The sequence below is a fragment of the Methanoregula sp. UBA64 genome, assembly GCF_002502735.1.
Taxonomy (GTDB): domain Archaea; phylum Halobacteriota; class Methanomicrobia; order Methanomicrobiales; family Methanospirillaceae; genus Methanoregula.
Genome location: NZ_DAQC01000001.1, coordinates 1,084,719 through 1,111,656 on the forward strand (window position 1 = coordinate 1,084,719; position 26,938 = coordinate 1,111,656).

Annotated in this window: 26 protein-coding genes; 18 read left to right on the forward strand and 8 right to left on the reverse strand. The window is 55.0% G+C overall.

The window, feature by feature from the left end; genetic code table 11:
* The first annotated feature begins 72 nt into the window (after positions 1-72).
* Both BP758_RS05410 and minD read left to right on the forward strand, forming a co-directional pair.
* Complete coding sequence (locus BP758_RS05410; RefSeq protein ID WP_292369469.1) at positions 73-534, forward strand: hypothetical protein; 462 nt, start codon at positions 73-75, stop codon at positions 532-534.
* Between the two features lie 81 nt (positions 535-615).
* Positions 616-1,413 carry a cell division ATPase MinD gene (gene minD / locus BP758_RS05415; RefSeq protein ID WP_292369471.1) on the forward strand — a complete coding sequence of 266 codons (798 nt, stop codon included), beginning with the start codon at positions 616-618 and terminating at the stop codon, positions 1,411-1,413.
* A gap of 51 nt (positions 1,414-1,464) precedes the next feature.
* On the opposite strand, the gene BP758_RS05420 is transcribed toward minD, so the two are convergent.
* The 3 genes from BP758_RS05420 to BP758_RS05430 all read right to left on the reverse strand — a co-directional run bounded on the left by BP758_RS05420 (position 1,465) and on the right by BP758_RS05430 (position 4,298).
* The gene (locus tag BP758_RS05420; RefSeq protein ID WP_292369473.1) at positions 1,465-2,256 is read right to left on the reverse strand and encodes a response regulator; all 792 of its coding nucleotides are present in this window, start codon (positions 2,254-2,256) and stop codon (positions 1,465-1,467) included.
* A gap of 228 nt (positions 2,257-2,484) precedes the next feature.
* Entirely contained in the window at positions 2,485-3,594 is a 1,110-nt protein-coding gene (locus tag BP758_RS05425; protein ID WP_292369475.1) for a V4R domain-containing protein, read from the reverse strand.
* Between the two features lie 92 nt (positions 3,595-3,686).
* Positions 3,687-4,298: a hypothetical protein gene (locus BP758_RS05430; RefSeq protein ID WP_292369477.1), complete on the reverse strand. Its 612-nt coding sequence runs from the start codon at positions 4,296-4,298 to the stop codon at positions 3,687-3,689.
* A 231-nt stretch (positions 4,299-4,529) separates the two neighbouring features.
* On the opposite strand from BP758_RS05430, the gene BP758_RS05435 reads away from it, so the two are divergent.
* From BP758_RS05435 to BP758_RS05445, 3 genes are read left to right on the forward strand one after another with little or no spacing between them, the layout of a single operon-like run.
* Positions 4,530-5,705, forward strand: a complete 1,176-nt coding sequence (locus BP758_RS05435) for an A24 family peptidase C-terminal domain-containing protein (protein WP_292369479.1) — start codon at positions 4,530-4,532, stop codon at positions 5,703-5,705.
* 3 nt (positions 5,706-5,708) lie between these two features.
* A complete protein-coding gene (gene hisI / locus BP758_RS05440) occupies positions 5,709-6,080 on the forward strand; it encodes a phosphoribosyl-AMP cyclohydrolase (RefSeq protein WP_292369481.1) in 372 nt (123 codons plus the stop codon).
* Between the two features lie 53 nt (positions 6,081-6,133).
* Entirely contained in the window at positions 6,134-7,099 is a 966-nt protein-coding gene (locus BP758_RS05445; RefSeq protein WP_292369483.1) for a cation diffusion facilitator family transporter, read from the forward strand.
* 68 nt (positions 7,100-7,167) lie between these two features.
* Here BP758_RS05445 and BP758_RS05450 read toward each other — a convergent pair whose 3' ends face one another.
* A complete protein-coding gene (locus BP758_RS05450) occupies positions 7,168-8,208 on the reverse strand; it encodes a phosphate uptake regulator PhoU (RefSeq protein WP_292369485.1) in 1,041 nt (346 codons plus the stop codon).
* A gap of 138 nt (positions 8,209-8,346) precedes the next feature.
* On the opposite strand from BP758_RS05450, the gene BP758_RS05455 reads away from it, so the two are divergent.
* From BP758_RS05455 to BP758_RS05480, 6 genes are all read left to right on the forward strand, one after another.
* Complete coding sequence (locus tag BP758_RS05455; protein ID WP_292369487.1) at positions 8,347-9,330, forward strand: phosphate ABC transporter substrate-binding protein; 984 nt, start codon at positions 8,347-8,349, stop codon at positions 9,328-9,330.
* Between the two features lie 51 nt (positions 9,331-9,381).
* Positions 9,382-11,337: a phosphate ABC transporter permease PstA gene (gene pstA / locus BP758_RS05460; protein WP_292369489.1), complete on the forward strand. Its 1,956-nt coding sequence runs from the start codon at positions 9,382-9,384 to the stop codon at positions 11,335-11,337.
* Positions 11,338-11,340: 3 nt separating this feature from the next.
* Positions 11,341-12,099 carry a phosphate ABC transporter ATP-binding protein PstB gene (pstB, locus tag BP758_RS05465; protein WP_292369491.1) on the forward strand — a complete coding sequence of 253 codons (759 nt, stop codon included), beginning with the start codon at positions 11,341-11,343 and terminating at the stop codon, positions 12,097-12,099.
* A gap of 9 nt (positions 12,100-12,108) precedes the next feature.
* On the forward strand, positions 12,109-12,759 hold the full coding sequence (phoU, locus tag BP758_RS05470; RefSeq protein ID WP_292369493.1) for a phosphate signaling complex protein PhoU: 651 nt from the start codon (positions 12,109-12,111) through the stop codon (positions 12,757-12,759).
* A gap of 143 nt (positions 12,760-12,902) precedes the next feature.
* Entirely contained in the window at positions 12,903-13,082 is a 180-nt protein-coding gene (locus BP758_RS05475; RefSeq protein ID WP_292369495.1) for a hypothetical protein, read from the forward strand.
* A 141-nt stretch (positions 13,083-13,223) separates the two neighbouring features.
* Entirely contained in the window at positions 13,224-15,041 is a 1,818-nt protein-coding gene (locus BP758_RS05480; protein WP_292369497.1) for an ATP-binding protein, read from the forward strand.
* A gap of 332 nt (positions 15,042-15,373) precedes the next feature.
* Here the strand turns inward: BP758_RS05480 and BP758_RS05485 are convergent, their stop codons facing one another.
* Positions 15,374-15,763 (reverse strand): cupredoxin domain-containing protein, encoded by a 390-nt coding sequence (locus BP758_RS05485; protein WP_292369498.1) that lies wholly within the window; start codon positions 15,761-15,763, stop codon positions 15,374-15,376.
* Between the two features lie 149 nt (positions 15,764-15,912).
* Between BP758_RS05485 and BP758_RS05490 the strand changes: the two genes are divergently transcribed.
* From BP758_RS05490 to leuS, 5 genes are all read left to right on the forward strand, one after another.
* Positions 15,913-16,320, forward strand: coding sequence for a bacteriohemerythrin (locus tag BP758_RS05490; protein ID WP_292369500.1), 408 nt, complete (start codon positions 15,913-15,915; stop codon positions 16,318-16,320).
* Positions 16,321-16,895: 575 nt separating this feature from the next.
* Positions 16,896-17,564 carry a PAS domain-containing protein gene (locus BP758_RS05495; RefSeq protein ID WP_292369502.1) on the forward strand — a complete coding sequence of 223 codons (669 nt, stop codon included), beginning with the start codon at positions 16,896-16,898 and terminating at the stop codon, positions 17,562-17,564.
* 6 nt (positions 17,565-17,570) lie between these two features.
* A complete protein-coding gene (locus BP758_RS05500; protein ID WP_292369503.1) occupies positions 17,571-18,122 on the forward strand; it encodes a DUF7504 family protein in 552 nt (183 codons plus the stop codon).
* 716 nt (positions 18,123-18,838) lie between these two features.
* Positions 18,839-20,812, forward strand: coding sequence for a PINc/VapC family ATPase (locus BP758_RS05505; RefSeq protein WP_292369504.1), 1,974 nt, complete (start codon positions 18,839-18,841; stop codon positions 20,810-20,812).
* 59 nt (positions 20,813-20,871) lie between these two features.
* Entirely contained in the window at positions 20,872-23,652 is a 2,781-nt protein-coding gene (leuS, locus tag BP758_RS05510; RefSeq protein WP_292369505.1) for a leucine--tRNA ligase, read from the forward strand.
* A gap of 82 nt (positions 23,653-23,734) precedes the next feature.
* On the opposite strand, the gene BP758_RS05515 is transcribed toward leuS, so the two are convergent.
* Complete coding sequence (locus tag BP758_RS05515; RefSeq protein WP_292369507.1) at positions 23,735-24,256, reverse strand: YkgJ family cysteine cluster protein; 522 nt, start codon at positions 24,254-24,256, stop codon at positions 23,735-23,737.
* A 44-nt stretch (positions 24,257-24,300) separates the two neighbouring features.
* Positions 24,301-24,618, reverse strand: a complete 318-nt coding sequence (locus BP758_RS05520) for a DUF5611 family protein (protein WP_292369509.1) — start codon at positions 24,616-24,618, stop codon at positions 24,301-24,303.
* Positions 24,619-24,653: 35 nt separating this feature from the next.
* Between BP758_RS05520 and BP758_RS05525 the strand changes: the two genes are divergently transcribed.
* On the forward strand, positions 24,654-25,382 hold the full coding sequence (locus BP758_RS05525; protein WP_292369511.1) for a proteasome assembly chaperone family protein: 729 nt from the start codon (positions 24,654-24,656) through the stop codon (positions 25,380-25,382).
* Between the two features lie 6 nt (positions 25,383-25,388).
* Positions 25,389-25,787: a DUF473 domain-containing protein gene (locus tag BP758_RS05530; RefSeq protein WP_292369512.1), complete on the forward strand. Its 399-nt coding sequence runs from the start codon at positions 25,389-25,391 to the stop codon at positions 25,785-25,787.
* 84 nt (positions 25,788-25,871) lie between these two features.
* On the opposite strand, the gene BP758_RS05535 is transcribed toward BP758_RS05530, so the two are convergent.
* Positions 25,872-26,915 (reverse strand): PEGA domain-containing protein, encoded by a 1,044-nt coding sequence (locus BP758_RS05535; protein ID WP_292369514.1) that lies wholly within the window; start codon positions 26,913-26,915, stop codon positions 25,872-25,874.
* Positions 26,916-26,938 lie beyond the last annotated feature (23 nt).

The window sequence follows — 26,938 nt, forward strand, 5'->3', positions numbered from 1 at the left end:
TGCCTTGCCGGGGGAATCGTACTTGCCGGAGGAACAGCTGCGGCTCTTCTTTGGATCAGATCCCGGGCTGCAGTGCGAGAAAAAAAACTGTACAACCCACCTGAACCCTCCCATGAAGCGCCCACGGCCCGGCAGATTCAGGCACCGCTACAGGATCCCCCCGGAACTCCGCGAATCGCATCTTCCCCTGCTGCCGGTAACGAGGACCAGAATGTTCTCAAAGGTGCGACCAGTCTTTCCCAGAGCCTGAGTGCACTTGCAACAAAGTACTCTCTCGATGAGGTTACGCTTGCAACAGCAGACGGGCTCCCGATCGCATCTTCCGTCGGGTCCCCGCGGGAAGAGGAGATCGCCCGGTATTGTGGCATCCACCGGGATTCTTCCGGAAGACTACCCGGGGGGATCGGGATGTACGATGTGGAGCACAGGGGATCGTCACTTGTCCTGATAGTAAAAATTCCCAAGAACAGTACTCCTGCCCCGGGACAGGCGCTCGTGCATGAGACAAAAGCTATTTTAAACTGGTGGATGTAACACGGATATGAAAGATACGAATACCATAGTTCATCTACCTTTATATCGGAGCTAATTATCGTCCAGGCTGACAGGTGTTTGATGGTCAGGGTTTACACAATCGCATCCGGGAAAGGCGGTACCGGGAAGACCACCGTTTCTGTCAATCTGGGGACCATGCTTGCCCAGCTAGGGAAAGAGACGTACCTGATGGATGCGGACATCGGTATGGCAAACGTAGGATTGATCCTCGGGCTCCAGGACGCCCCGGTCACCCTGCACGAAGTCCTTGCCGGGAAAAATACCATCGATGAGGGGATCTACAACGGGCCGGCCGGGCTCAAGGTCATCCCGAGCGGGATCTCCCTCCAGGGATTCCAGCAGGCCGATCCGGACAAGATACGCGATGTCCTTTCAGAGATTGTCAAACGGTGCGACTATTTATTAATCGACGCACCTGCGGGCATCAGCAAGGACGGCGTAGTCCCCCTCGCTGTTGCCGACGAGGTGATCCTTGTCGTTAACCCGGAGTTATCTTCAATTGTGGATGCCTTAAAGACCAAGATCCTCACGGAAGTGGTTGGGGGACATGTCCTTGGGACGATTGTCAACCGGGTAGATGCAGAAACAAGCGAAGCGGTCTCCGCGAAAATGGAGAAAGTCCTCGGGGTAAAAGTCATCGGGATCATACCGGAGGACCCCAACGTGAGAAAGGCGGCTGCAGGGCGTTCCCCCATTGTAACCAGGTACCCTGACTCCGCCGCCTCGAAAGCCATAAAGAAGATCGCCTCGGAACTTATCGGGGTAGCGTATAAAGACGATACGCCCCCGGCAAAAGGCCGCGGGGGATTTATCGAACGGTTCTCAAACGCCCTCTTTAAAAAGAAAGCAAAAAACTGATTGTATCGTTTTTTATCAGCAGGAGAACCGGCCGTATACGATGGGCAGAACTCAGATCTTCTCTGCCATCTTGATCTCGGTCGGCGTTTTTTCCCGGATATGGATGGAAACACCGATCATCTCGTTTTTATCGTCCTTTACCGGACGTGCCGTGAGGGAAACGAACCGTTTCTTGTTGGAAAGCGAGACAAGTACCGTATTGAGCTCGTAGTTCACCACGATTTTGTCACGGATAACATCCAGTGCCGGATCATTGATCCGTTCGCCGGTCTGTTTGTTCACCAGGATCATGATATTTTTTAGGGGTTTTACCAGGGCTTCCTTTTCTGGAATATCCAGCAGCCTGCAGGCATAGGGATTCAGGAAAATAATTCTTCCCCGGACATCGGTGATGATCACGGGATCAAGGGCCGCCATGATCTTCTTGATATCCCACAGGGAGGCCTTATCGTAAAAACGCTTGCGCATATTGTGGTTATACAGGGCAATCTCGATATTCGAGACGATCTCGTTTGCGTTGAACGGTTTGATAATGAATCCGTAGGGTTCTGCCACTTTTGCCCGCGAGAGGATCGTATCGTCGCACTGGCCGGTCAAAAAGATTACCGGGATACGGAAGATAGCATAGATGTACCGGGCCGCGGTGATGCCGTCGAGCACTCCTGCAAGGTTAATATCCATGAGGACAAGATCGGGCAGAACCTCCGCCGCCTTCATAATAGCTTCTTCACCGGTGACAACCTTGCCGACAACACCGTATCCCTTCTTCTCCAGGATCACACTGATGAGGTTGGAGATAATCTCATCATCTTCTACGATCAGGATGGTAATTACGCCCGGCATAGTGTTCACAGTGAGAAACTGATAATCCCGGTTTAACAATAGGAAACGGGATTATTTAAATTTAGATTCTTATACTTCCGTGAGATATACATTCGATTAAATTATATTTCAATACAATTGAAAACAGATTTATTTTTTATTTCAGATATATCGGCAGACCTCGTTTTCATCGGGAATTTTTCTGAGGGTCACAAAACACTATCGCGACACCGGTTTTTGTGCCCCGGATTATGCAGATTTGTTGGTGATGGTAAAGACACAGTATTCATCCCCTTTCGAACGGCACCTGACCTCGCGGCACTGGACCCTGATCCCAAACGATCCCTCAATAATCCCGGCAAGGAGCCCGGCGGTACAATAACAGACATTCTTTCCGGTAGTACCAAACGCCTCGGATTCGGCAGTATGCTCGAGCGTGATCGTCTTCTCCTTCTTCTCCTCGTTCCATTCGCTTTTAACAAATCTGAACCAGCCCATCTGGGAATAGAACGTGAATGCCATATCGGAGAGCACGGTGGGCTCGGTAATACCCATCTTCTTGTAGTGCCCGACATTCTCCTTCCCCAGCTCCATATAGGCACGGTAGTTGACGCCCCCCGCCGGCAGTTCGCCCATGGTCTTTGTTAAGGAGTGCATCATGGAAGAAAAGACCAGGCGCGGCATCATAACGACAGGATCGTCAATCAGCTTGATCGTCCCTTCCACCGGACGGTGATCGATAAACTCGGTAATGGCGGAATCTCCTTTGACAACGGCCTGCGCCTTGAACTTCCAGCTGGGATCCACCTGGTCGACCACGAATTCGCAGCAGTCGTCGCCGTTTGCCACGCACCGGCGTTCGAGGCAGTACCAGTTCTTTTCGGTCACCGCCATCATCACGCCCTCGATCCATCCCATATGGACGCCACAGACCGGCATCTTCCAGTCTTTAAGGATCTCGGATTCGAAGGTATGCTTTGTGCGAAGGACGATCCGCTTTTCGCTCTGTTCCACGAGTTCGAACGGGGCACCCCAGCCCTGCTGGTGCTGGAGCTTCAAGACCAGCAGTAAAAATTCCGCCGGGGATAACTCCATCCCGGATTTTTTTAAGAAGGTATAGAGCCCGAGGGATCCCATCCCCACGGACCGGAAGAGCTTGCGCACCGCTTTTACTGCCAGTTTTTTGTTGAGATGGCTCTCGTACATATCGTAGATGGCCTTAATCAGGTAATTGGGGTTGCTTGCGGTCCTTACCCCGAAAACAGAGTATGTTCCTTCGAGCGGATTGAGTTCGATATACGGGGTGATGTCTTTTTCCCCTTTGATAAGCGCCTTAAAATCTTCCGGTCCTACCTTCATGAACGATACATCTGCTATAATATAATTAATGTATTTTGCCCGGAAATTCAGCAGGTTCCCGGCAGAACCTCGCCGTATTTTATGAGATATATTTACAGATCCAGTGTATGAGACGAGGTCGTTTGGGTAAACTCAACGGGAAACTGCGTTACCGACGGCGACCGGTCCTGGATAATGCAGGTATAGTCCCCGTACATCACCCGGAAACCGGCTTCGCCGTTCCCGGTGGTAATATCGCTCCCGACAATTTTACCGTCCTTCCGGAGGGAGACACGGACACCGTTCTGGGGCTGGTTTCCCTTACGGACCTGGATAGTCACGACCCCAATCCCCTCCGGGCGCTTTCCGATCTCGGGGAGGGTACGCGAGATATCCTTCCCGATATGAGACTTTTCAAAGATCCGGCACCCCATAACCAGCGTCCCGATACGGTCCTCACGGACCTCACAGATACCGTATCCCCTGCCCGAACGGATATGGACAACGGCATTGTCCCCGTACAGTACACCATCCGGATCCTGATAGATCGCACCTTCGGGCTCGCCGTTGTGGAAAGCCAAGTAATACCTGCGGTTCTTGTCCTGTGCTGCGGCCAGCGCATTCAGGCGACGGGCTGTCGCAATGGACAGGAGTTCGGAAAAATCATAGGATCCCTGAAACTGCAACCCGTCACTGATCGTTTCCAGAAATTCCGGTACATCCATTTTTGTCATCTCCTATCGTTGGCAAGGGGCAGGAAAGCGGGAGTTTTTCCCGTCAGTATAGTTACCGTACCATTCACATACGCATCAATAAATTTATGGTATCTCCGGCAGGACACCTCCAGGCATCCCCAAAAACCGCCCTCCCCGAACTGGCACAACTTCTTTTCCGTATCGGTAGTACCCGGTAATCGCCATGCATAAGTTATAGGAACTCTAACGTAGCTGCTAGCTATGATATTTTATCCGCTCGTCATCTCCGCTGTTGCGGTTCTTGTCACCCTTGTCTATGCCTCGTACCTGGACATCAGGGACCGCCGCGTACCGTTCAAAACCTGGTACCCGATGCTTGTCGTCGGTATCTCGGCTGCAATGGTCCTTTTCTACCAGCAGACCGGGAACTTCAGCCTGATCGTAGGATATCTTGCCCTGATCGCCAGTTTCTTTTTTGCCGATTATATCGACAACCGCGATCCGGAGGTTCCTTTTAATTTCCTCTACCTGGCAGTAGTGCTTGCCCTGCCCCTGATCTCATGGTTTATTCTGCCGTTTGTGACCGGGACAAAGGCCATAGAGACCCAGCTGATCCCCTGGTATGTACTGTTTGCCGGCCTCATCTCCTACATCTCCTACCGGGAATACAAGAAAAAACCGGTCAGGAAACTCAAAACCAAGCAGGTGAAAAAAGAGGCCGAGGCCAATGTCGAAGATGTCTTAAGCCGCTGGTACTTCGTCCTGATCGTCATCATCCTTGCCATCGCCTCATTCTATATGATTGGCGGAGGGAACTGGGGCGTTACCGGCCTGTACATCGCCATGGCAGCAATATTCTGCGGGGTCTTCTATGTATTCGGGCAGATGCGCCTGTTCGGCGGAGCAGATGCGTGGGCGCTCATCTTTATCGCGTTCTGCCTCCCGACCTTCCCCCTCACCCCCCTGCTGAACACACCGCCGCTCGGGTTCCTCTCGTTCTCGGTGCTGATCAATGCACTCATCCTCAACCTTGTAGCACCGATCGGGATATTCCTCATAAACGTTGCAAAAGGAAACCGTGCGCCGCTCCAGTACATGTTCTTCGGGTTCCCGGTCAAGGGCGAGAAGATCCAGGAATCCTGGGGCTTTGTGATGGAGGACTTTACCGAGAAGAACGGCAATGTAGAGCGGAAGTTCATCGGGTTCTGGGACTCCCTGCGCCGGATGCGGTCTGACGAGGGCCGGATCTACACAAAAGATCTCCGGGAGCACCCGGAGGAGTACGAAAAGGAGCTCGGGACCTACAAAAAGGCCGGCACGGTCTGGATCTCCTATGCAGTCCCGTTCATTGTCCCGATCACGGCCGGCCTGGTAACGGCAATATTCTTCGGGGACTTCCTGCTCGCGATCACGTCCGTTATCGCCGGAGTCCTGTAAATTATGCTTCCCCTGAACTTTGCCGGTGACGGGCTGATCCCGGTGATCGTGCAGGATGTGACAACGCGTGAGGTCCTCATGATGGCATACGCAAACGAGGAGGCCGTACACCTCACACAGTCAACCGGGTATGCCCATTACTACAGCAGGAGCCGGAAAAAACTCTGGAAGAAGGGAGAAGAGAGCGGACATTTCCAGAACGTAAAACAGGTGCTGGTAGACTGCGATGAGGATTGCCTTATCTATGAAGTCGAACAGACCGGGGCCGCCTGCCATACCGGGTACCGGACCTGTTTTTACCGGACACTTGAGGGAGAGACCATCGGGAAAAAGATCTTTGACCCGGAAAAAGTCTATGGGAAGACCGGCCACTGATGCCGGTGCATACCACTAAAAAAATCTGAAAGAGTACCTGCGAGACAACCTGTATGAACGATAGCCTGGACAAGCGGGAGGCAGCCAACCGGTTAAAGGCACAGACCGCACACCTGTCGGTGATCTCCAATACCGGTCTTGTGATCCTGAAATTTGTGGTGGGTTTTGCCATCGGTTCGGTGAGTATCATCTCCGAAGCGATCCACTCTTCCATGGATCTGCTGGCCGCAGTCATCGCCTTTTTCTCCGTGAAAAAATCGGCCGAGCCGCCCGATGCCGGCCACTCGTTCGGGCACGGGAAGTTCGAGGATATCTCCGGCCTTGTCGAGGCGCTGCTCATCTTTGTTGCGGCCATTGTAATCATCATCGAGGCAGGACTCAAACTCTTAAGCGGGACCGAACAGGAATTTTCGCCCACGCTCCTGTATGCCGGTATCGCGGTGATGGGGATCTCGGTCCTTGCCAACTGGTACGTTTCGACACGCCTCATGAAAGTGGCAAAAGAGACGGAGTCTATCGCCCTTGAGTGCGATGCGTGGCACCTGCGGACGGATATTTATACCTCGCTCGGGGTGTTTGCCGGGCTGATCCTTATCCATTTCACCGGCCTGACCATCCTTGACCCGCTCATTGCAATTGCAGTCGGTCTGGTGATCCTGAACGCTGCCTGGAGTCTCCTGAAACGATCGTTTGCCGATCTCATCGATCATTCCATCCCAAAACAGGACGAGGACCGGATTATCGCGATCATCTGCGATCATGCGAGCGAATATGCCGGGTTCCACGGCCTGCGGACCCGCCGGTCCGGCCCGGAGATCTTCATCGAATTCCACCTTGTCGTGCCCGGGGAGGTCTCCGTCACCCAGTCGCACGATCTCGCGGACCATCTCGAATCCGATCTCTGCGTGGAGTACCCCCGGGCAAATGTCACCATCCACATTGAACCCTGTACCCGGGGATGTACCAGGTGCGGTTCATTCTGTACAGTATCTGAAAAGAAGGGCTCCGGAGAAAAATAGGATTGTCGGGGAGCACCCGGCAATCGTTGGAAAAAAAAGGTTCCGGAGTGCCTCAGGGGAGTCCCGAATCAGCCGGATTTTCCCTGCGGGCGTTTTGGCTGTTCCCGGACTTCCTCGACAATATAGTTGATGACATTCTCGGATATATCGCCGGAATATTCGCCGGCCCTGCGGATGCTTTCGACGATATAGCCCAGGGAAATCGCAACAACGGTCTCCTGCTTGAGCGTCATATTGCTGATATCGCCGCAGATCCGTTCCAGCGCGGAGATGGATTCAATGGTCTTGTGAGCCTCGCGGATATCCGCACTGAAAAACGAGCTGATGCTCTTGTTAAAAATGTCCATCGAGAGGCTGCTTGCCTTCTTTATATCCCCGATAACCTTCTTTTCAATATCCGCATCGATGATCGGCTGGGCGTTTTCTGCGATTCGTACCGCGTGGTCCCCGATCCGCTCGATGATCCTGCTGATAAGGTGGTAATACATCGCCATCCCGGCCGAGATCCCCATCTTCCGGGAAAGGGAGGGGTTCTGCAGGATCATATTGGTCTGCCGGGCAATCAGCCAGTTTAACCGATCGGAATCGGTGTCGCGGTTGATCACATCGAGCGCAAGGGCATTGTTGTGCGTTTCGAGCGCCGTGACCGCGTCTACGTGCATGTTCTTTACAATAACAAACATCCGTTTGATCGTATTGTCAAACGGCATCTCCGCCGGGTTAAGGAGATCCTTTATCACGATAGCAGTATCCGTCTCTTCCGCAACTTCCTGCCCGATGGTCATCTGGGTAAAATCCCGGACAACGCTCCGTACAAACGGGGGAAACCGCTGTTTCGACGAAAGCCGGATCACGGTAAAACCGGTAATATATGCGCCGATCAGAATGCGGAAGAGGAATGACGGGTCCGTGATCTGCCCGGTATCGATCTCCTTTACGCGCTGGATCGGTTCATCCGTAGTCTTTTTCGAGACTATCAGCGTGCCATCCGGCTGGACGATAAGTCCCACCGGATCGTTTTTCTTGATCCGCATCTCGGATATCCACTCTTTGGGAAGGGTAACCACATACGAAGAACCCCCCGTCATCTGCACACGACGAATTTCCATCTCCTCATCCACTCCCTGAAACCCTGCGCAATATGATGCTACGATATACCTCTATCTGTCTCTTTATTGCATATATATATGTATATTCTATGTCGAAAAACTGTATATTCGGACGGGGAGATGTCATGATCGAACACCATGAACAGTAAACGGAGTTCGTACGTAATTGTGACTGTGTGCCTTGCGGCACTCCTTCTTGTATCGCTTCTTGCAGCAGGCTGCACGGACAGTGCCAAGTCATCGGCAACTCCCGTGCCCACTACGGCAAATGCAGTAAGTTCCCCGGCAGCAACAACCGTTGCAACAGCAGCAGTAACCGCAGCCGCCACTCCGGCAGCAGCCTCCTCCGGACAGAAACAGACCATTACCATCAGCGGCTCGACAACCGTCCTGCCTATCGTGCAGAAGGCAGCCGACCAGTATATGGCGGCCCACCCTGACGCAGACATCCAGGTCTCCGGTGGCGGCTCGGGCGTCGGCATCCAGGCAATCGGCGCAAAGACCGTGGATATCGGGATGAGCTCCCGCGATGTAACCAAGGACGAGCTCGCCAAGTACCCGGGCTTTAACATCACCACCGTTGCTCACGATGGCATTGCCGTCATTGTCAACCCGCAGAACGAGATCCCGTATATCACGCCGGACCAGGTCAAGAAGATCTACCTTGGCAAGACCACCAAGTGGACCGAGATCACCGGTGCAAATGTCCCCAATACCAACAACGCGATCGTACTTGTCGGCCGTGACAGCGCTTCCGGTACCCGGTCGTACTTCGATGAAACCGTTCTCCTGAAAGCTACTCCCAGCAGCAAGATGCTTGAGAAGAACTCGAACGGCGCCGTTACCCAGACAATCGCCCAGACCCCCGGTGCAGTCGGGTATGTCTCGATCGGGTATATCACACCCGATGTAAAGGCAGTTCCGATCTGGTACAATGCAGACAAGATCATCACCCCGAGTGCAGCAAGCGTCAAAGACAAGTCCTACCCGCTCTCCCGTGACCTCTACATTATCACCAACGGCCAGACCTCCTCACTTACCCAGGACTTCATCCAGTACCTCTTAAGCGCTGACGGCCAGAAGATCGTTGCCAATGAGGGATACGTCCCGCTTACGGCCTGATCTCCCCACCTTACCTTTTATTTTTTTATTACCAGTTACGAGGCGACAGACATGGATCTTTTGACGAAATACAGGACTGCTGCCACGGGCAGCGCTGCCCGGCTCTTCAGGATTAAAGAACAGGCAGTCAGGTCTGTCTTCTTCTGCACAGCCCTCTTTGCCGTTGTAGTTATCTCGTTTATCCTCCTCTTCTTGCTCCGGGACGGGTATCCCATCTTTGAGACCGTGGGAATCCCGGCATTCCTCTTCGGGATGTCATGGACACCGACCGCCATGGAGCCGGCATACGGGATTTTTCCCTTAATTGTCGGCACCATCTTCGTTACCCTCGGTGCCATGATCTTTGCCGTCCCGCTTTCCCTGGGCTGTGCCATCTACATATCGGAGATCGCGTCTCCCCGCATCAAGAGCATCTTAAAACCGGCCACGGAACTTCTCGCAGGCATTCCTTCTGTCGTATACGGCTTTTTCGGCCTGATCGTTCTTACCACGCTCATCCGCGAAGTCTTCGACCTCCCGACCGGGGAAACCTGGCTTGCCGGGTCGATCCTGCTGGGCATCATGGCCCTCCCCACGATCATCAGCGTGTCGGAGGACGCCATCAGTTCCGTTCCTCACGAGTTCCGCGAAGGGTCCCTTGCGGTCGGGGCAACCCGGTGGGAGACTATCAGCCGGGTTATCGTCCCGGCAGCCCTTTCGGGAATCGCAGCCGCGATCATCCTCGGGATCGGACGGGCAATTGGCGAGACCATGGCGGTCCTGATGGTCACCGGGAATGCAGCCATCCTGCCGGACCCCATCTGGAACGTCCTCTCCCCCATCCGCACGCTTACCGGCACGCTCGGTATCGAGATGGGCGAAGTCTCGGTCGGGGGAGACCATTACCATGCCCTTTTCGGCGTTGCCGTGGTCCTTCTCCTCATTACGCTGATAGTAAACCTGAGTGCGGTCCGGATCCTCAACTACCTCAATGAAGGGCGGACTTCCCGAAAATCTGCCGGCAGATCTTTCCTTTCTTTGCAGGCACGTGACAGGCTCCGCACAACACTCTCCTGGGGGCTTGCAGCCGCGGGTGCAGTCTTCCTGTGCATCATAGCACCCCCCTGGATTGCGCTCCCCCTGATTGCAGGAGCTGCACTCTGGTATTTCTACGGACGGCAGCGGATCAGCAGGTACCAGTCGGAAAAGATTGCGATTGGCCTGCTCGTTATGGCATCCGTAATCGTCATCGGGATCCTCGTCTTTATCCTGCAGGACATCGTCGTTAACGGGCTGCCGGCATTGAGCTGGGAATTCCTGACCCAGCCACCCACCGATCTCGGAAGATCGGGCGGGATCTTCCCGGCCATTATCGGGACGCTCTACCTCGTCTGCGGGGCGATCCTGATTGCCCTTCCTCTCGGGGTCGGTGCGGCCATCTACCTGGTCGAGTATACCCGCGAAGGAAAGATCACCCGGCTGATCCGGACCGGGGTCGACCTGCTTAACGGGACGCCCTCGATCGTGTTCGGGCTCTTTGCCTTCTCGTTTATCGTAATCTACCTCAACGTCGGGGTATCGCTCCTTGCCGGGCAGATCACCCTCGCCCTCATGGTCCTCCCGACTATCATCCGGACAACGGAAGAATCCCTCAAAAGCATCCCGCAGTCCCTCCGCGAGGGAAGCCTGGCCCTCGGCGCTACCCGGTGGCAGACCATAAAAAGCGTGGTCCTTCCCCCGGCAATACCGGGGATCGTCACGGGAGCCATCCTTTCCCTCGGGAGAGCCGCCGGGGAAACCGCACCGATCATGTTTACCGCGGTCGTATTCTCGTCCCGCTTCCTCCCGACTTCCGTCTTCCAGCCGGTCATGGCTCTGCCCTACCACCTCTTCATCCTCGCGACAAACATCCCGGGGGCTTCGGTGAACAAGTACGGTACGGCACTGGTCCTGCTCATCTTTGTCGTGGGAATCTACTCGGTTGCCATCCTTGTCAGGAACCATTATGCAAACAAGATACGGGGATAACGCATGTCAGAATCCATCATTTCGGCAAAAAACCTGAACCTCTGGTACAATGAGAAGCATGCTCTCCAGGATATCACCATGGAGATCGAACCGAAAAAGACCACCGCGCTGATCGGTCCTTCGGGCTGCGGGAAATCCACGCTGCTGCGCTGTTTCAACCGGATGAACGATCTGATCAACGAGGTAAAAATCGAAGGCGAGATCTGTCTTGACGGCAGCAATGTCCTCTCCCGGGACACCGATGTCGTAGCCTTAAGAAAACGGGTCGGTATGGTCTTCCAGCGCCCGAACCCGTTCCCCAAGTCCATCTATGAAAACATTGCCTATGGCCCCCGGGTCCACGGGATCAACGACCGCAGGGAACTGGATGCAATTGTGGAAAAAAGCCTGAAACATGCAGCGCTCTGGGACGAGGTCTGCGACCGACTCCATGAATCGGCTCTCGGGCTTTCGGGCGGCCAGCAGCAGCGGCTCTGTATCGCACGGACGCTTGCCGTCGGACCCGAGGTCATCCTCATGGACGAACCCTGCTCGGCGCTCGACCCGATAGCAACGGCAAAGATCGAGAACCTCGTTGAGATGCTCAAGAAGGATTACACGGTAATTATCGTCACTCATAACATGCAGCAGGCCGCCCGGGTGAGCGACTATACCGGGTTCATGTATCTGGGCAAACTCATCGAGTACGACAGTACGACTACCATCTTCGAACACCCCAAAGAAGACCTGACCGAGAATTACATCACCGGCAGGTTCGGGTGAGGGGAAATTATGACGGATAAATTCCATTCGGAACTCAAAGACCTAAAAAAACACGTCTCGGAAATGGCACGGTTTGCCCTCCAGATGCTCAAGGACTCGCAGGAGGCATTTCTCAACCAGGACGAGGCGCTCGCGGCAGCAGTGCTTGTCAGGAAAGACCAGATCCGGGAACAGACGGTCGCTCTTGAGGAGACCTGTTACCAGCTCATCGCACTCAACCAGCCGGTGGCAAAGGATATGCGGATCATTGCCTGCTCGCTCAAGGTGATCTCTGCCTCCGAACGGATCGGCAGGTACGGGAAGTCGACGGCAAAGATCGTAAAGGAGATCGCCGGCAAACCCCATATCGCGAACATGATGAGCCTCCCGCTCATGTCGGAATACGTGATCGCGATGATCGATGACGCACTGACTGCCTATGAGACAGAAAATCTCCGTAAAATCGAAGGTTTTTCGGGACGGGACGATTCCATCGACGCCCTCCGCCATTCCATTTTCCGGGAAGCCATCACCTACATGATGGAGAACCCCAAGACCATCACCCAGGCCACGTATTACATCATCCTTGCACGGTATCTCGAACGCTGTGCCGACCACGCCTGCAAGATTGCCGAGAATGTCCAGTATATGGAGACCGGGGAACGCGTCGAGATCAAGTAATTTTTTTTGTTTGCACGTTCCTTTGAGGTTCATCCGGTCTTTCCCCATCCTTTTTTCCCGTGCTCGGAATTGGCGAATGCATAATTTTTCCGGCCACAAAAATATAGAGAAAATATTTATTGTATATAGTTAATCTCTAATGTATGTGTTCTGAAATACGGACTGTCCCGGGAAAAGATCCTTCTGCAACGATCCCGGATCCCTGCACTACCTGCCCTGCTGACGATCCCACGGTTGAGCGGGACGACCTGCTCACCGATATCAACGGGTGTTCCTATATCGAAGTCAGGATCTGCGATCTGGACCGGTTTTGTTCGAAATAACCGGAGTTTCTTTTTTTTAAAGGGTGTGGCGGGCAGGATACTGCAGGGCTCATTGTTCCGCCGTAACTATTGTGTACGCTATATTCTAAATAAGAAAATATGATATTACGATGACACCCATGTGTGCATACCGATAGTACCATGAGAATCCGCACACGTTCCTTTGTCATCCTCGTCACCGTCCTGGTACTCTTTCTTGCAGTTCTGGGGTTTATCACCCAGTTCCTGATCCTGGGATCGTTCCAGTCCCTCGAAGATCGTGAGATGACGGCAAATGTCCAGCGGGTCGTTGCGAATCTCGACGACCAGAAACAATCGCTCTCCCTGACCTGCCAGGACTGGGCCGGAAGGGACGACATCGCTGCACCGATCGATTCCCGCGATCCCGGGAATACGCAAAAAGTTCAGACCGCGGATCTCGCCCCGGGCTCGGCGGATATTGATTACCTCGTTGCTTATAATGCGGAGGGAAAACTGGTCTTTTTTGAGGACATCAACCACCCCGACAACGAGACACTGCCGGCCTCCGTAACCCTTGACCGGATAATAAAAGAGAGCATCCTCCCGGAGGGGATGCCTCTGGGCGTCTCGGGAAGAGGCGGCATTTCCGACATGGACGGCACGCCGGTCCTGCTCACGGGCTGCATGATCCGCGGAAGCAATACCTCGGAACCGGTAAAGGGAACCCTGGTAGTAGCCCGGAAAATTACCGATGAACGGATCAACCAGCTGGAGAACAACCTGCAGATACCATCGATCACGTTCTCCCGGTACGACGGGAATGCCAGTGCCCTGGTAACCGACGATCACGGGATCACCGACATGAAAAAAGGCAGGATCCTGACCCGGCCTTCTGGCAGAACGGAGATGCAGGGCGTTGCCATGGTCACCGGGATCGAGAACAAGCCGACATTTATTCTCCTGAAGGTGACCACCGACCGCCCGGTCTACCAGCAGGTCCAGGCATCGATCCTGATCGTTGCCTTTGCCATCATCATCCTCGGCACCTTGATCATCCTGTCGGTTCAGTTCCTGTTACAGCGGTTCGCGCTCGATCCGCTGGACAGGCTCAACCGGAACGTAAAAGAGATCGGAACTTCCGGCGAGCTTTCCGGGAGGGTACCGGTCTCTGGTGACGAGGAGGTGGTCTCGCTCGCCCGCTCGCTCAACCGGATGCTCGATGTGATAGAACACCAGCGGGACAAACTGGCAACCGCCCGGCAGGATCTTGCCTCCCGCAACCGCGAACTCGAAGAGCTCAACCGCAAGGCAAACCTGTACCTCGATATCTACCTCGATGTGCTCACGTACGAGATCCTCAACGCCAACATGGGCCTTGCCGGATATGCCGAGTACCTCAAGGATACGGCAAGAGGAAACGAACGGGTCCTGCTCGAACGGATCAGCGAGCTCGCAAGAAAGAGCAGCAGCGTGATCCGCAATGTCGAGACTATCAGCAGGATCTACAAGACACCTCCCGAGGTGGTGCCGGTCAACCTGCTTGCGATTATTAAAAAAGAGGCTGATGCACGCCCGGGCACCCGGATCGTAATCTCCGGGTGCGACACCGACGTAATGGCAAACGATATGCTGGGGGTTGTCTTTGATAACCTCTTCTCCAACAGCCTCAAGTTCGGGGGAAGCGGTGTTGCGATCGCGGTCAGCGCACAAAACACCGGTTCCGGGATGCTCGAAGTATCCGTGGAGGATAACGGGCCCGGGATCGACGATGCCGCAAAACCCCTCGTGTTCGACCGGTTTGTCCGGGGCTCGACAGTACGGAGCAGTTACGGCCTGGGGCTCTCTATCGTGAAGATGCTTATCGAGAGTTACGGGGGAACGGTCCGGGCGGACGATCGCGTTGCCGGCAACCCGGCGCAGGGAGTAGCGATACGGTTTACCCTCCGCCTCGCCCCGGCTGTGCCGGACCGCAGCCCGGAATCCCCGGGCAGTGCCTGAAATTCCCGGAAAATATCTCTATATTTTATAGAGGCACTTGTAGCAACTATACTCTATGTCGATAAAGAATATATTTTCCGGCAACAACAGGTTAGTTGTACAGTCCGGGAATACCCGCATCATGACAGGGGTCCCCGTGAGCACTGACGGTTCCAGACCGTAACCCCCTGTCCCCGGACTGTCCAGCAATCCACATCAGTTCCTGACAATCCGGGCCCCCACGGTTATCGGGGGGCCCGGGTTCACTCCTGAGATCGGGTCTTTCTTTTAAAAAAATGCCAAAAAAGATTATTCTGGTTGCGATCCACGGAAAGCAGGATGCTGCCCGGGGATCATTTGTTGACGATAATCGTGCCCCTGATGGCGGCATTATCCGCGCAATGGTACGTATAGGTGCCGGGGATAGTGAACGAGAACTGGTACCGGTGGTTGGTTACGAGAAGGGGCGAGGTAAACGCATCCGGCATCCCGGGATCGGAGGTAACAATATGGTTGCCGATATCGGTATTAATCCAGGTGACCGTTACCCCCTTGTCGATGACCAGGATCTGGGGGTTGACACTCGCGCTTCCGATAAGGATCGTGGTTTTGGGGGAATATACGGGGGTCGGGGGCGGGGTTTTCGATGACGATGTATCTGTGCAGCCGGCAACAAATACCAGGGCGGCGGCCACTAAAAAAACGCCAAGGATCAGGATGAGAGGGCCGGATCGAACATGCATACCATACAATTTGTCGACAATCATTAAAAATTCGCGGGTAGTGCCAGTATGCCCCATCTCCCGGGTTACGACGGAAAAACCCCTGCATACCGGGATGAAAAGACCATGCCCGGGCCGGGTTTAACTAGATAAAAAGGCAATGGGTAGGTATGTCACTTTTTGTATGGTCTGACGACCTGAGCGTGAAGGTGAACGCAATTGACGACCAGCACAAGAAGCTCATTATGCTGATCAACTCCCTTCACGATGCAATGCGTGCGGGCGAAGGAAAACAGGTCCTGGATAAGACCTTAAACGAACTTGCGGAGTACACGGTCTACCACTTCCAGACCGAGGAGAAGTACATGCAGCAGTTCCATTACCCGACCTATCTCCAGCACAAGGCGCAGCACGATGCCTTTGTGAAGAAAGTTGCCGATTTCCAGAAGGAGTACATGGCAGGGCGGCTCGGTCTGACGCTCGATCTCATGAAGTTCCTGCGGGACTGGGTGGAGAACCACATCAAGTCGACCGACAAGGGATATTCAGCCCTGTTCCTGAAAAACGGGCTGAAATAACAAGATTTTTCTTTTATCGGGAATATCCGGAAAAAACCCGGCATTCTTTCTTTTTTATTCTTCGTTACCCACCGGAGGAATCCATCTGTCCGTTCCCCGGCAGGAATCTGGGAACAAAAAGAGGTGAAATGGATGCGTCCTCATGCTGCAGGCAGCAGGTGGACAATGGTCTGGAGAATCGCGATGATGATGTTAAGGAACAGGGTCCAGTCAAACATTTTCACGCTCACCTCCTTTTTGGTGTATGAATGATACTTCCCCCTGTTTTGGTATAAAACTGGCGATGAGTGAAAAATATTTTTTCGTTAACTTTGGAGAGTGGTTCAGAAGATCATGATGCTTACCATGCATTTTTCTGGGAAAAACGGGCTCCTGGGATCTCTGATCCGGCGCAAACCTATTTCACGATCCGGTATCCATGCATCGTAAAGGAGCCGGACCTGTCCCGGCAGATCAGGACCGGTCTCTTGGGAGTGACAGCGATGTACCATCCTCAGGATCCGGACACAAATAAAAAACGGCCGCCCCAACACGCGACCCTTCCCCATGCAGGTGAAAACTCCAGACCTACGGAGATGTTAGCCTCGTGGCTCCAGCAGATTGTCGACTGTTCACCCATCCCGCAGTTCGTCATCGGCAAAGACCACCGGGTAAAGTTCTGGAACAAGGCACTCGAACGGTATTCCGGCCTCAGGGCCACAGAGATGGCAGGGACTAACCGGCAGTGGCAGGCATTCTATAAGGAGGAGCGCCCCACCCTGGTCGATGTGCTCCTTGAGGGGAAGACCGATGAAATTACCCAGCTGTACGAAGGCAGGTATAACAGGTCGGTCCTCATTGAGGACGCGTGGGAGGCAACAGACTTCTTCCCCCAAATTGGTAAAAACGGCACGTGGCTTCACTTCACGGCAGCGCTGATCCGTGACGATACCGGGGATGTCATGGGGGCAGTGGAAACCCTCGAAGACATTACCGACCTGATGAAAGCCGAAGAACTGATCGCGTATATGACCGAGATGACGATGCGGGTTGCCCACCCGGTCGGGATCATCCGGGAGAACCTGCAGGACATTGCCCGGCTTACCCGGGAGGGAAAACTGGTCCCGGAGGAGATCGGGATACTTCTCGATACCCAGGTGCGTAATGCAGCGCAGATCCAGAAGAACACAGAGGACTTCCAGAAAGCGGTTGTGGAGAAACACCAGGAGATCCCGGAAGCATACCGCAAGTTCCTTTCCGGGTGATCTCGCGTGCCGACGATTGTGAACGCGGACGAGCTTGCACAGAAGCGGATCTTTCTGGTTCTTGCCACCCCCGGCAGCATACGGCAGTGCAATATCGACCTGATCCGCCAGATTACGGAGAGTGGGTTCCACACGATCGTTATCACGACGAACTTTCCGTACAGCATCCTTGTCAGGCTGTATGCGAAGCAGGGGATCGATTCGGGGAAGGTCTCGTTTATCGATGCCGTGACGCATAACTCGGTCGGTTCTGCCAAAAATATCCCGGGGGTAGTCCGGTTCGTCAACCACCCGTCCGATCTCACCGAGATGGGCATTGCGGTGACCGAGGTCTTAAAAGAGCTTTCAGGGAAAAAAGTCTGTATCCTGTATGATTCCATCAGTACGATGCTCATCTATCTCTCGTCGTCCAACATCTCCCGTTTTATCCATTTTGTTACAAACAGGCTCCGGCTCACGGATGTCTCGGGTATTTTCCTTGCGGTGGAGAAGGGGCTCGACCCGATGCTGATGACCCAGCTCACGACCTTTGTGGACACCGTGATCGATACCGGGTGAGTTCCCGGATTTTTTTAAAAAAGCAATTTGAGAGAGGGGATTATTTCCCGATCCCTTCCGGCCCTGATCGTTTTTGTCTGCCGGGCCGCCCGGTACCAGTACCACACGTTTTCCCAACTAGGATAAGGAGGAGGGTCGGCCCGGGCCGGAGGGGGGGGTACCCCCCACCTGCTCCGGCATATGGGGTGGGGGGTGATCCCCTCTTTGAAAAATAATGGGTGGGGGGGTAGGGGCTACCCCCCCTACCCCCTTGTCCGGAAAGCGGCTCCTTTTTTGCACAACCAAAACCTGTGTTTCGCGTGGAATTACGACGAGGGGGAAAACCCGGCACGATCACCATTTTTTTTGAGGAGGGGGGCCAATCCGGGCCGGAGGGGGGGGAGGGTACCCCCCACCTGCACCGGCATATGGGGAGGGGGGTAATCCCCTCTTTGAAAAATAATGTGTGGGGGGGTGGGGGCCACCCCCCCTCCCCCATTTGGCAGATATCCCCCTGCCTTTCACATTTTTTTATGACAAATTGTCGGAACAGTTTCGCGGATAAATAAATTCTAAAAATAAGCCGCATAAATCAAACATATTTTAAAATTTCAGAATCTTCGTTTTCCCCGCCCTTACCCTTATAAACCCCAGCGCCGTATAGTATTCCTATCAACGATCTGATCCATCGTTGAATCCGAATATAAGAGCATACTATATGAGAGGAGCAATATTTTATGATACTGGTACCAGATACGAGCGTCCTTATTGACGGGCGCATAACATCGATGATAAAGGCCGGTGAATACAAAGGAGCAACAATAATCGTCCCTGAAGCGGTCATCGCAGAACTCGAGGCCCAGGCAAACAATGGACGCGAAATAGGGTTCTCGGGCTTAAACGAGCTCCAGTCGCTCTGCAAGATGGCCGAGGAAAAAACGATAGAACTCAAATTCTCCGGTATACGCCCCTCGCTCGAGCAGGTCAAGCTCGCAAGCGGCGGCGAGATCGATTCGATGATCAGGGGGATTGCCATTGAGAACGCTGCACGATTTATCACGAGCGACAACGTGCAGGCAGAAGTGGCACGGGCAAAAGGGCTCGATGTCATTTACCTGAAACCGCAGGTCACGGATTTTGTCCCGCTCGGGATCGACCAGTTCTTCGACGAGCACACCATTGCCGTCTACCTAAAGGAACGCGTCTCCCCGATGGCAAAGAAAGGCACGATAAACGACATGAAACTCGTGAAGATCCGCGACCAGCCAACGAGTGAATACGAGCTGCGGAACCTTGCGCAGGAGATCCTCGAACGGGCAAAACGCGACCCGGACGGATTTATCGAGGTCGAAAAGCGGGGCATCACGGTCGTCCAGATCGGGTCCATGCGCATCGCGATAGCGAGAAGACCCTTCTCTGACGGCATGGAGATCACCGCAGTCCGCCCGATTGTCGACGTAACGCTCGACAACTACGCAAAGTCAGATCTCATCAAAAAGAGGATCGTCTCCGAGAAGCGGGGGCTCATTATCGCCGGTTCGCCCGGCGCCGGCAAGACCACGCTCGCCCAGGGGATCGCAACCTTCCTCTCCGACAGCGGGTATGTGGTAAAGACCATGGAGGCTCCCCGCGAGCTCCAGGTGCCCGACCAGATCACGCAGTACACGATGCTCGACGGCAGCATGGCAAACACTGCCGATGTCCTCCTGCTCGTGCGCCCCGACTTTGTCATCTTCGACGAACTCCGGAAGAACGAGGACTTTTCGGTCTTCTCCGACATGCGCCTCGCCGGCCTCGGCATGGTCGGCGTGATCCACGCCAACAGCGTCCAGGAAGCGCTCCAGCGCTTCTCGGACCGGGTGGACTTCTCAGTCCTCTCCCAGGTGGTCAACACCATCGTGTTCCTGGATAAGGGCGTCATCACCCGGATCTTCGACGTCAGTTTCACCATCAAGGTGCCCGAGGGCATGGCAAGCGAGATGCACATCCGGCCCGTAACCACGGTTACGGATTCCGAAGCTGGCAGCCTCGTGCTCGACATCTTCCGGTACGACGGCCAGACCATCGTCATGCCGGTGATGGAAGGCACGGCTGCCCCGGCAGCCTCCGCACCCACCCTCCGGGTCCCGCAGGTCACCAATGTCGGCCAGCCGGTCTCGCCGGTCAACAAGCCGGGCAGCTCGCTTGCAAACATCCCGGATGCGACCCCGAAAAAGGAGAGCGACGACCGGCCCGGCTGGAAGCTCACCGAAAAGGAGATCCAGCGCGAGATCGGACGCTACACCGACGGCGAAGTGGATGTCCAGATGATCAGCGACACCAAAGCCGTTGTCTACATCGACGACAAGGATGTGCCGGCCGCTATCGGGAAGGGCGGCAAGAACGTCTCGGCAATCGTTAACAAGATCGGCATCGGCATCGACATCAAGCCGCGGACCGACCTTGACCGGCAGCAGGCCCAGCCGCAGAAGCCGGAAGCGGAGTTCTCTGCCGGCACGGGGATCAAGATCCAGACCGACAAGAAACAGCTCGTGATCCTTGCCCCCGAACAGTCCGGCAAGATCGTCGATGTATTTGCCGGGAAAGAGTACCTCTTCACGGCGACCGTGAACGAGACCGGCGAGATCAGCCTTGCAAAGAACTCGAGCATTGCGCAGGAAATGATCCGGCGTTACCAGAACAACGAGAACATCAAGCTGCGGCCGGTATAGGAAAGTTGGAGATTTATACCCTAGCAGTTCCCATAATGTGAGGAGAAGGTGAAGGGATTTTGAGCGAATTCGATCTGGGAAAATTTGAGGAAGAGGCCCACGAACGATGGCTCCATGCGTTCGAGGCCAACCCCTCCAGTAAGGAGAAGTTCTATATCACCGTCGCGTTCCCGTACCCGAGCGGTGCAATGCACGTCGGTCACGGCCGTACCTATATCGTGCCCGATGTGATTGCACGGTTCTGGCGGATGCGGGGCAAACAGGTGCTTTTCCCGATGGCGTTCCACGTCACGGGCGCACCGGTGGTCGGCATCTCAAAGAGGATCGCACGGAAAGACGAGAAGACAATCCGGCTCTACCGCGACCTGTACAAGGTACCGCAGAATGTGCTCGACGGGTTTGTTGACCCGCTTACCATCGTCAAGCATTTTGCCGCCGAATACCAGCGCGTGATGACCTCCTGCGGCCTTTCCATTGACTGGCGCAGGCGCTTTATCACGGTCGATCCGACCTACAGCAAGTTCGTCGAGTGGCAGTGGAAACACCTGTACGAGGCAGGCCACGTGATCAAGGGCGTCCACCCGGTCCGGTACTGCACGGTCGATGACAACCCGGTCGGGGACCACGACCTTCTCGAAGGGGACAAGGCAGAAGTGATCAAGTTCACGCTCGTCATGTTCCACTATGGCGATGCCCTCATCCCCACCGCCACCCTCCGGCCCGAGACGATCCACGGGGTCACGAACCTCTGGGCAAACCCGAACGTCACCTACGTGAAGGCTATCGTTGACGGCAAAGCCTGGATCATCTCGAAAGATGCCGCCGAGAAGCTCGTGCTCCAGGACCACACAGTCGAGATCAGGGAAGAAGTCCCGGGAAAAGACCTCATCGACAAGACCGTGAGCCACCCGCTCTGCGGTACCGTCCCGATCCTCCCCGCCGATTTCGTTGACCCCGACATGGCGACCGGCATGGTCATGAGCGTGCCCGCCCATGCACCGTTCGACTATATTGCCCTCCGCGACCTCCAGCAGCAGGGAAAATACGCCACTATCAGGCCCGTCCCGCTGATCAAGGTCGAAGGCTACGGCGAAGTCCCGGCGCAGGACGCTGTTGAAAAGGCAGGGATCAAACACCAGATGGACAGCCGGATGGATGCCCTCACGCAGGAGATCTACTCTGCCGAGTTCTCGAAGGGGAAACTCTTCCCCCAGTTCGGCGGCAAGCCCGTCCGGGTTGCCCGTGAGGACATGGCGCAGGAGATGCTCGACAAGTACGGCTCGGTCGTTATGTACGAGTTCGACCAGCGTCCCGTCATCTGCCGGTGCGGCAACAAGGTAAAAGTCAAGATCCTCCACGACCAGTGGTTCCTGAAGTACAGCGACCCCGCATGGAAGCAGCAGGTGAGCGACCACTTAAAGGACATGGCACTCGTGCCCCCCGAGGTCCGGGCGGAGTTCGACCGGACGGTCGGCTGGCTTAAGGACTGGGCCTGCACCCGCCGTGTCGGTCTTGGCACGAAATTCCCGTGGGATACCAAGCAGCTCATCGAACCCCTCTCTGACTCGACCGTGTACATGTCGTATTACACGATCGCCCACAAGATCCGCGAGATGGAGCCAAAGCTCCTCACCCCCGAGGTCTTCGATTACATCTTCCTCGGGAAGAAGTCTCCGGACCTCCCCGAGAAGAAGAAGCTCGATGCAATGCGGGAAGAGTTCCTGTACTGGTACCCGTACGACTTCCGGTTCTCGGCAAAGGACCTGATCAGCAACCACCTCACCTTCCAGATCTTCCACCACGTAACGATCTTCCCGAAAGACAAGCTCCCGAAGGGCATGGTCGTCTTCGGCATGGGCCTTTTAAACGGCGCAAAGATGTCCTCCTCGAAGGGGAATGTTTTCCTCCTCGAAGATGCGGTCAGCGAGTTCGGCGCCGATACGGTCCGTATGTTTTTGACCGGCAGCGCCGAGCCGTGGCAGGACTTTGACTGGAGAAACGAGCTCGTCCTCTCCACGAAAAAGCAGATCGAACGGTTCTATGCAACCATCAGGGAGCTCAAAGATGTCAGAGGCGAGCCGCAGGATATCGACAAGTGGCTCGTAAGCCGGCTCCAGGAGCATGTGGCAAAGATGACTGCGGCCCTGGACAACTTCCAGACCCGGCAGGCGCTCCAGGAGGCATCCTTCGGCATCGAGACCGATCTCAAGTGGTACCGCCGCAGGCTGCCCGAGGGGTCGAACGGCAGCAGCGAGCTTGCCACGCTCTGTTCGGTCTGGACCCGGCTCCTTTCACCGTTCATCCCGTTCACCACCGAGCACCTCTGGAAGGAGCTGGGCAATAAGGACATGGTCTCCTTTGCGGAGTGGCCGGTTGCGGACTCGAAGCTGATCAATACGAAGATCGAGCTCTCCGAAGAGCTCCTTGCCCGGACGGTCGAGGATGTCGAGTCGATTAAAAAGCTGATCCAGATCACCCCGAAATCGATCACCATCGTGCTCGCCCCCGCGTGGAAGCATGAGGTATTCCGGACGATTGCACAGTCGACCGACCGGAACACGGTGATAAAAGAGATCATGAAGAACGATGCCATGAAGAAGCGGGGCAAAGAGGCCACCGATGCGGCAAAACAGTGCACCACGCTCATCCACCGCCTGCCCCCGCAGATCGTGGAACAGCTCGCAGAGGAGCCCTTAAACGAGCGTGCGGTCTTTGAGGCTGCGAAAGCCTTCCTCGAACGCGAGTTTGGCATCCCGGTCCACATTGCAGATGCGGAATCGAGCGGCCATGCAAAAGGCGCAACCGCCCTGCCGTTCAAGCCGGCGATCGTGATCGAGTAATTTTTTTTTTTTTTTACTTTTTTTTGCGTACACGTGGAGAACGGGTTCTCACGGAATGTACGATACGGGGAATACAGGCTCGTTACCGGTTCCCGCCATTCACGCTCTCTGCCCGATAACCGTGCGCTGCAAGGATTGCACGGACCCGCTCCACCCATGCGGGATCGCCCGCGGGGCTTGCCGGGCAGGGGAGCGGTTTTACCTCCTCGTCCCAGACCCGGGCGAGCACCGGATCGGCGGTCTGGATATCCGCCCTCCCGACCATCCGGCCCACCGGCACTCCGGTGGCATCGAAAATTACCATGTGGTAACAGCGGAACTCCCGGCAGAGCCGCGGCCGGGTGGCATGGATGGCACAGACGTGCCCCGGTCCTTTCGGGTTCCGGCGCAGGAAGATACAGCCGTCATGCGATCCGGGCCCGCTACAGGAAAAATCCTCATCGATCTCTTCAGCGAATTCCGGCGCAACATGCACCGGGAACACCTCTCCCGAGAGGGTATTTTTGCAGTAATAGTCCCTCTCCGAAAGCTGCCGCTCGATCCCGATATACCGGCCAAGACTCCTGCAGCATTTCCCGCAGTGATCGCAGACAAATTCGGCCATAGGTCAGTACCGTAACGGCCGGAATAAAAAAAACACGTGCGGGGTTATTCCCCTTCCACGCTCTTTGCCCGTTTTACCCGTTCTTTCGTGGAGAAGCCGGTCACTGCGTCGAGAAACTTCCGGAAGCGCTTGTTCGTATCGATGATAACCTCGTCGTTCACCGAGGAATCGGACTCCGTGTCGATGCGAATTGTTTTGCCGCCGGCACCGCAGGTCGCTTCCAGATTTTTTATTGCGCCGTAACGGATCCGGTAGGTGTTCCCGGTCTTTTCGGGTTCGACACCAAAACAGTTTTTCAGCTCCGCAACCAGCCGCTCCTCAAGATCTTTTGTTAATCCGCGCTTGATGGGGTACTCCTGCATACTCTTTTTTTAGGTTGTGCGTGTATGTTAACTTAATGACGGCAGATGCTTCTAACGATCTTAAGATTTTTTCAAAACCCCTCTCCAGTGAGGACACGGCCGTGCTCATGGGGTTTCCCGGGAGCGGACTTGTCGGCACCATCGCCCTCCAGTATATGGTCGACCAGATGGAGTTCGATCTTGTAGGCACCATGACCTCGCGGTACTTCCCGCCGCTTGCCATGATGAACAAGGGGATCATCAACGACCCGGTCCGTATGTATACGAAAAACAATATCGCCGCGATCGTAGCCGATATCCCCATCCACCCGATGATCTGCTATGAGATTTCGAACGGGATCCTCGACTGGCTGGAGCCCTTCAAACCAAAAGAGGTCCTAACCATTGCCGGGATTGTAACAAATGAGCCCGAAAAACGGGTATTCGGAGTCGCAACAACCCCGGAGGCATTAAAGCGGATCGAGGAGCACACCCAGGTCCTCCCCGTCGGAAGCATCTCGGGGATTGCATCGAGCATTCTGACCGGCTGTAAGATCCGGGGCATCCCGGCCTACGGTCTTCTCGGGGAGACGGTGAACGCACCCGACCCGCGCTCGTCGGCGGCAACCATCGAGGTGCTCAACAAGATGTACAACCTCGGCCTCGATGTCAAGCCTCTCCTCGAACAGGCAGAGGAGATCGAGCAGAGCATGCACAAGTTATCCGAAGAAGTCCAGCAGTCTGCGGATGCCACGCCGAAAAAAGATCTGCCGATGTACGGGTGATCTGTCATGAAATGCGCTGCACTCACCAGTATTTCGCCCGATGTGATCCGCGATCTGCGGTCGGGACGGCCCCGGACCATCGAACTCCAGAGCACGCATAACATTGTGACCCTTGCCGATGTGGAACCGGGCCCTGATGTACATATCTTTATGACCTCGATCGATACCGAGGACTTAAGCCCCGGGGATTCCGGGATCTGCGTTTACCTGATATCGTCAGCGATCTCGATGAAACGGATTGTAGAGTTTTCGCAGGGGACTTACTACGAGGAGCGGGAGCGGATGTCCGCACGGATACAGGTAAAATACTGCGCATCCTCCGTGGTAAAAGAGGTCTTCCACGAAGGGATCTGTTCACCGACGCAGGTGGAAGTGCTCAAATCGTCCTGCTACCACGCGGGATAACCGGCATTCTTTTTTTATTTTGTTTTTGGAAAACGGTGTTTTCCGTATAAATCCGGTCCCTATAAAAAAAGTATGGCGGGAGTATCAGACCGTCCTGCGGAGCACAAGTGCTGCAAGGCCGACTGCACCGATGATAACGAGCCCTTCAACCGGGGAAGCTTTCGTTGTGGTCGGTTTGGCCCAGGAGGTAGGAATCTTTACCGTAGTGACCTTTAACGATGTTTTTACCGTTGTCGGTGTCGATGTCGGTACCGTTGTCGCGGTCGCCGTCACTGCCTGGGAGAGATCGGCGACGATGGTGGTATTGCTGCCATACGTCACCTTGACGGACTTTGACCAGGTGGAATACCCGTCCATGGTGAGTTTGACGGTGTGGGAACCGACCGCAAGACCCGGGATAATACAGGGAGATACTCCCTTGTAGGTTGAATCCACATAGACGCTTGCCCCGGCGGGCGTGGAGGAGAGATCGATGGTTCCTACCTTATCGGTCGTAACCACAAAGGACAGCCCGCACTTCTCGGCGCCGGTCGAATCTTTGACGCAGATCTGGTACGTATCCGGACTCACCGTTGACAGATCGAACGTACCGGTAACGGAAGTCGCGGTTATGGTTCCAAGACTCGCCGTGAGGTTGGTGTAGTCCGAATTGAACAGGTACAGGCTGGAGACCGAGGACAGGCCGGTTCCCGCAACGGTAACTCCCACGCTCGACGTATTTGCCTGTGCAGTGGCTGGCGTGACAGATGATAGCGTCATCGTGCTCTGCACGGTAAACGGGGTTGGAGAGGTAGCAAAACTCCCGTCCTGGTTGGTTACGACAACGTCCCAGGTCCCGGCAGCTGCTCCGTACAGGGGAAAATTACAGGTGAGCGTCGTGGTACTGCTCCCCGGAGAAGCGATTGTGGCGGTGATATTGCTCTGCCCGGATTTTCTGAGCACCACCGATCCGAGGCTGGGGGTCAGATTGAAGTTCGATCCGGAGATCACGACATTGGTGAGCGTGCCGCTGTTATAGCCCGAGGAAGGACTGATACTGGTAATTGAGGGGTCTGCGGCAACAGGGGTGGCAAGAGTGACCAGCAGGAGGATCCATGCTAGGCACGCCAAAAAATGTGAGCCTTTCATATACTACTTTGCTTCTTTCAGAT

Excerpts from the sequence above, each read along its gene's own strand:
- minD (WP_292369471.1), top strand. The coding sequence starts at position 616 with ATGGTCAGGGTTTACACAATCGCATCCGGGAAAGGCGGTACCGGGAAG.
- BP758_RS05420 (WP_292369473.1), bottom strand. The coding sequence starts at position 2,256 with ATGCCGGGCGTAATTACCATCCTGATCGTAGAAGATGATGAGATTATC.
- BP758_RS05425 (WP_292369475.1), bottom strand. The coding sequence starts at position 3,594 with ATGAAGGTAGGACCGGAAGATTTTAAGGCGCTTATCAAAGGGGAAAAA.
- BP758_RS05430 (WP_292369477.1), bottom strand. The coding sequence starts at position 4,298 with ATGGATGTACCGGAATTTCTGGAAACGATCAGTGACGGGTTGCAGTTT.
- BP758_RS05435 (WP_292369479.1), top strand. The coding sequence starts at position 4,530 with ATGATATTTTATCCGCTCGTCATCTCCGCTGTTGCGGTTCTTGTCACC.
- hisI (WP_292369481.1), top strand. The coding sequence starts at position 5,709 with ATGCTTCCCCTGAACTTTGCCGGTGACGGGCTGATCCCGGTGATCGTG.
- BP758_RS05445 (WP_292369483.1), top strand. The coding sequence starts at position 6,134 with ATGAACGATAGCCTGGACAAGCGGGAGGCAGCCAACCGGTTAAAGGCA.
- BP758_RS05450 (WP_292369485.1), bottom strand. The coding sequence starts at position 8,208 with ATGGAAATTCGTCGTGTGCAGATGACGGGGGGTTCTTCGTATGTGGTT.
- BP758_RS05455 (WP_292369487.1), top strand. The coding sequence starts at position 8,347 with ATGAACAGTAAACGGAGTTCGTACGTAATTGTGACTGTGTGCCTTGCG.
- pstA (WP_292369489.1), top strand. The coding sequence starts at position 9,382 with ATGGATCTTTTGACGAAATACAGGACTGCTGCCACGGGCAGCGCTGCC.
- pstB (WP_292369491.1), top strand. The coding sequence starts at position 11,341 with ATGTCAGAATCCATCATTTCGGCAAAAAACCTGAACCTCTGGTACAAT.
- phoU (WP_292369493.1), top strand. The coding sequence starts at position 12,109 with ATGACGGATAAATTCCATTCGGAACTCAAAGACCTAAAAAAACACGTC.
- BP758_RS05475 (WP_292369495.1), top strand. The coding sequence starts at position 12,903 with ATGTGTTCTGAAATACGGACTGTCCCGGGAAAAGATCCTTCTGCAACG.
- BP758_RS05480 (WP_292369497.1), top strand. The coding sequence starts at position 13,224 with ATGAGAATCCGCACACGTTCCTTTGTCATCCTCGTCACCGTCCTGGTA.
- BP758_RS05485 (WP_292369498.1), bottom strand. The coding sequence starts at position 15,763 with ATGCATGTTCGATCCGGCCCTCTCATCCTGATCCTTGGCGTTTTTTTA.
- BP758_RS05490 (WP_292369500.1), top strand. The coding sequence starts at position 15,913 with ATGTCACTTTTTGTATGGTCTGACGACCTGAGCGTGAAGGTGAACGCA.
- BP758_RS05495 (WP_292369502.1), top strand. The coding sequence starts at position 16,896 with ATGTTAGCCTCGTGGCTCCAGCAGATTGTCGACTGTTCACCCATCCCG.
- BP758_RS05505 (WP_292369504.1), top strand. The coding sequence starts at position 18,839 with ATGATACTGGTACCAGATACGAGCGTCCTTATTGACGGGCGCATAACA.
- BP758_RS05515 (WP_292369507.1), bottom strand. The coding sequence starts at position 24,256 with ATGGCCGAATTTGTCTGCGATCACTGCGGGAAATGCTGCAGGAGTCTT.
- BP758_RS05520 (WP_292369509.1), bottom strand. The coding sequence starts at position 24,618 with ATGCAGGAGTACCCCATCAAGCGCGGATTAACAAAAGATCTTGAGGAG.
- BP758_RS05525 (WP_292369511.1), top strand. The coding sequence starts at position 24,654 with ATGACGGCAGATGCTTCTAACGATCTTAAGATTTTTTCAAAACCCCTC.
- BP758_RS05530 (WP_292369512.1), top strand. The coding sequence starts at position 25,389 with ATGAAATGCGCTGCACTCACCAGTATTTCGCCCGATGTGATCCGCGAT.
- BP758_RS05535 (WP_292369514.1), bottom strand. The coding sequence starts at position 26,915 with ATGAAAGGCTCACATTTTTTGGCGTGCCTAGCATGGATCCTCCTGCTG.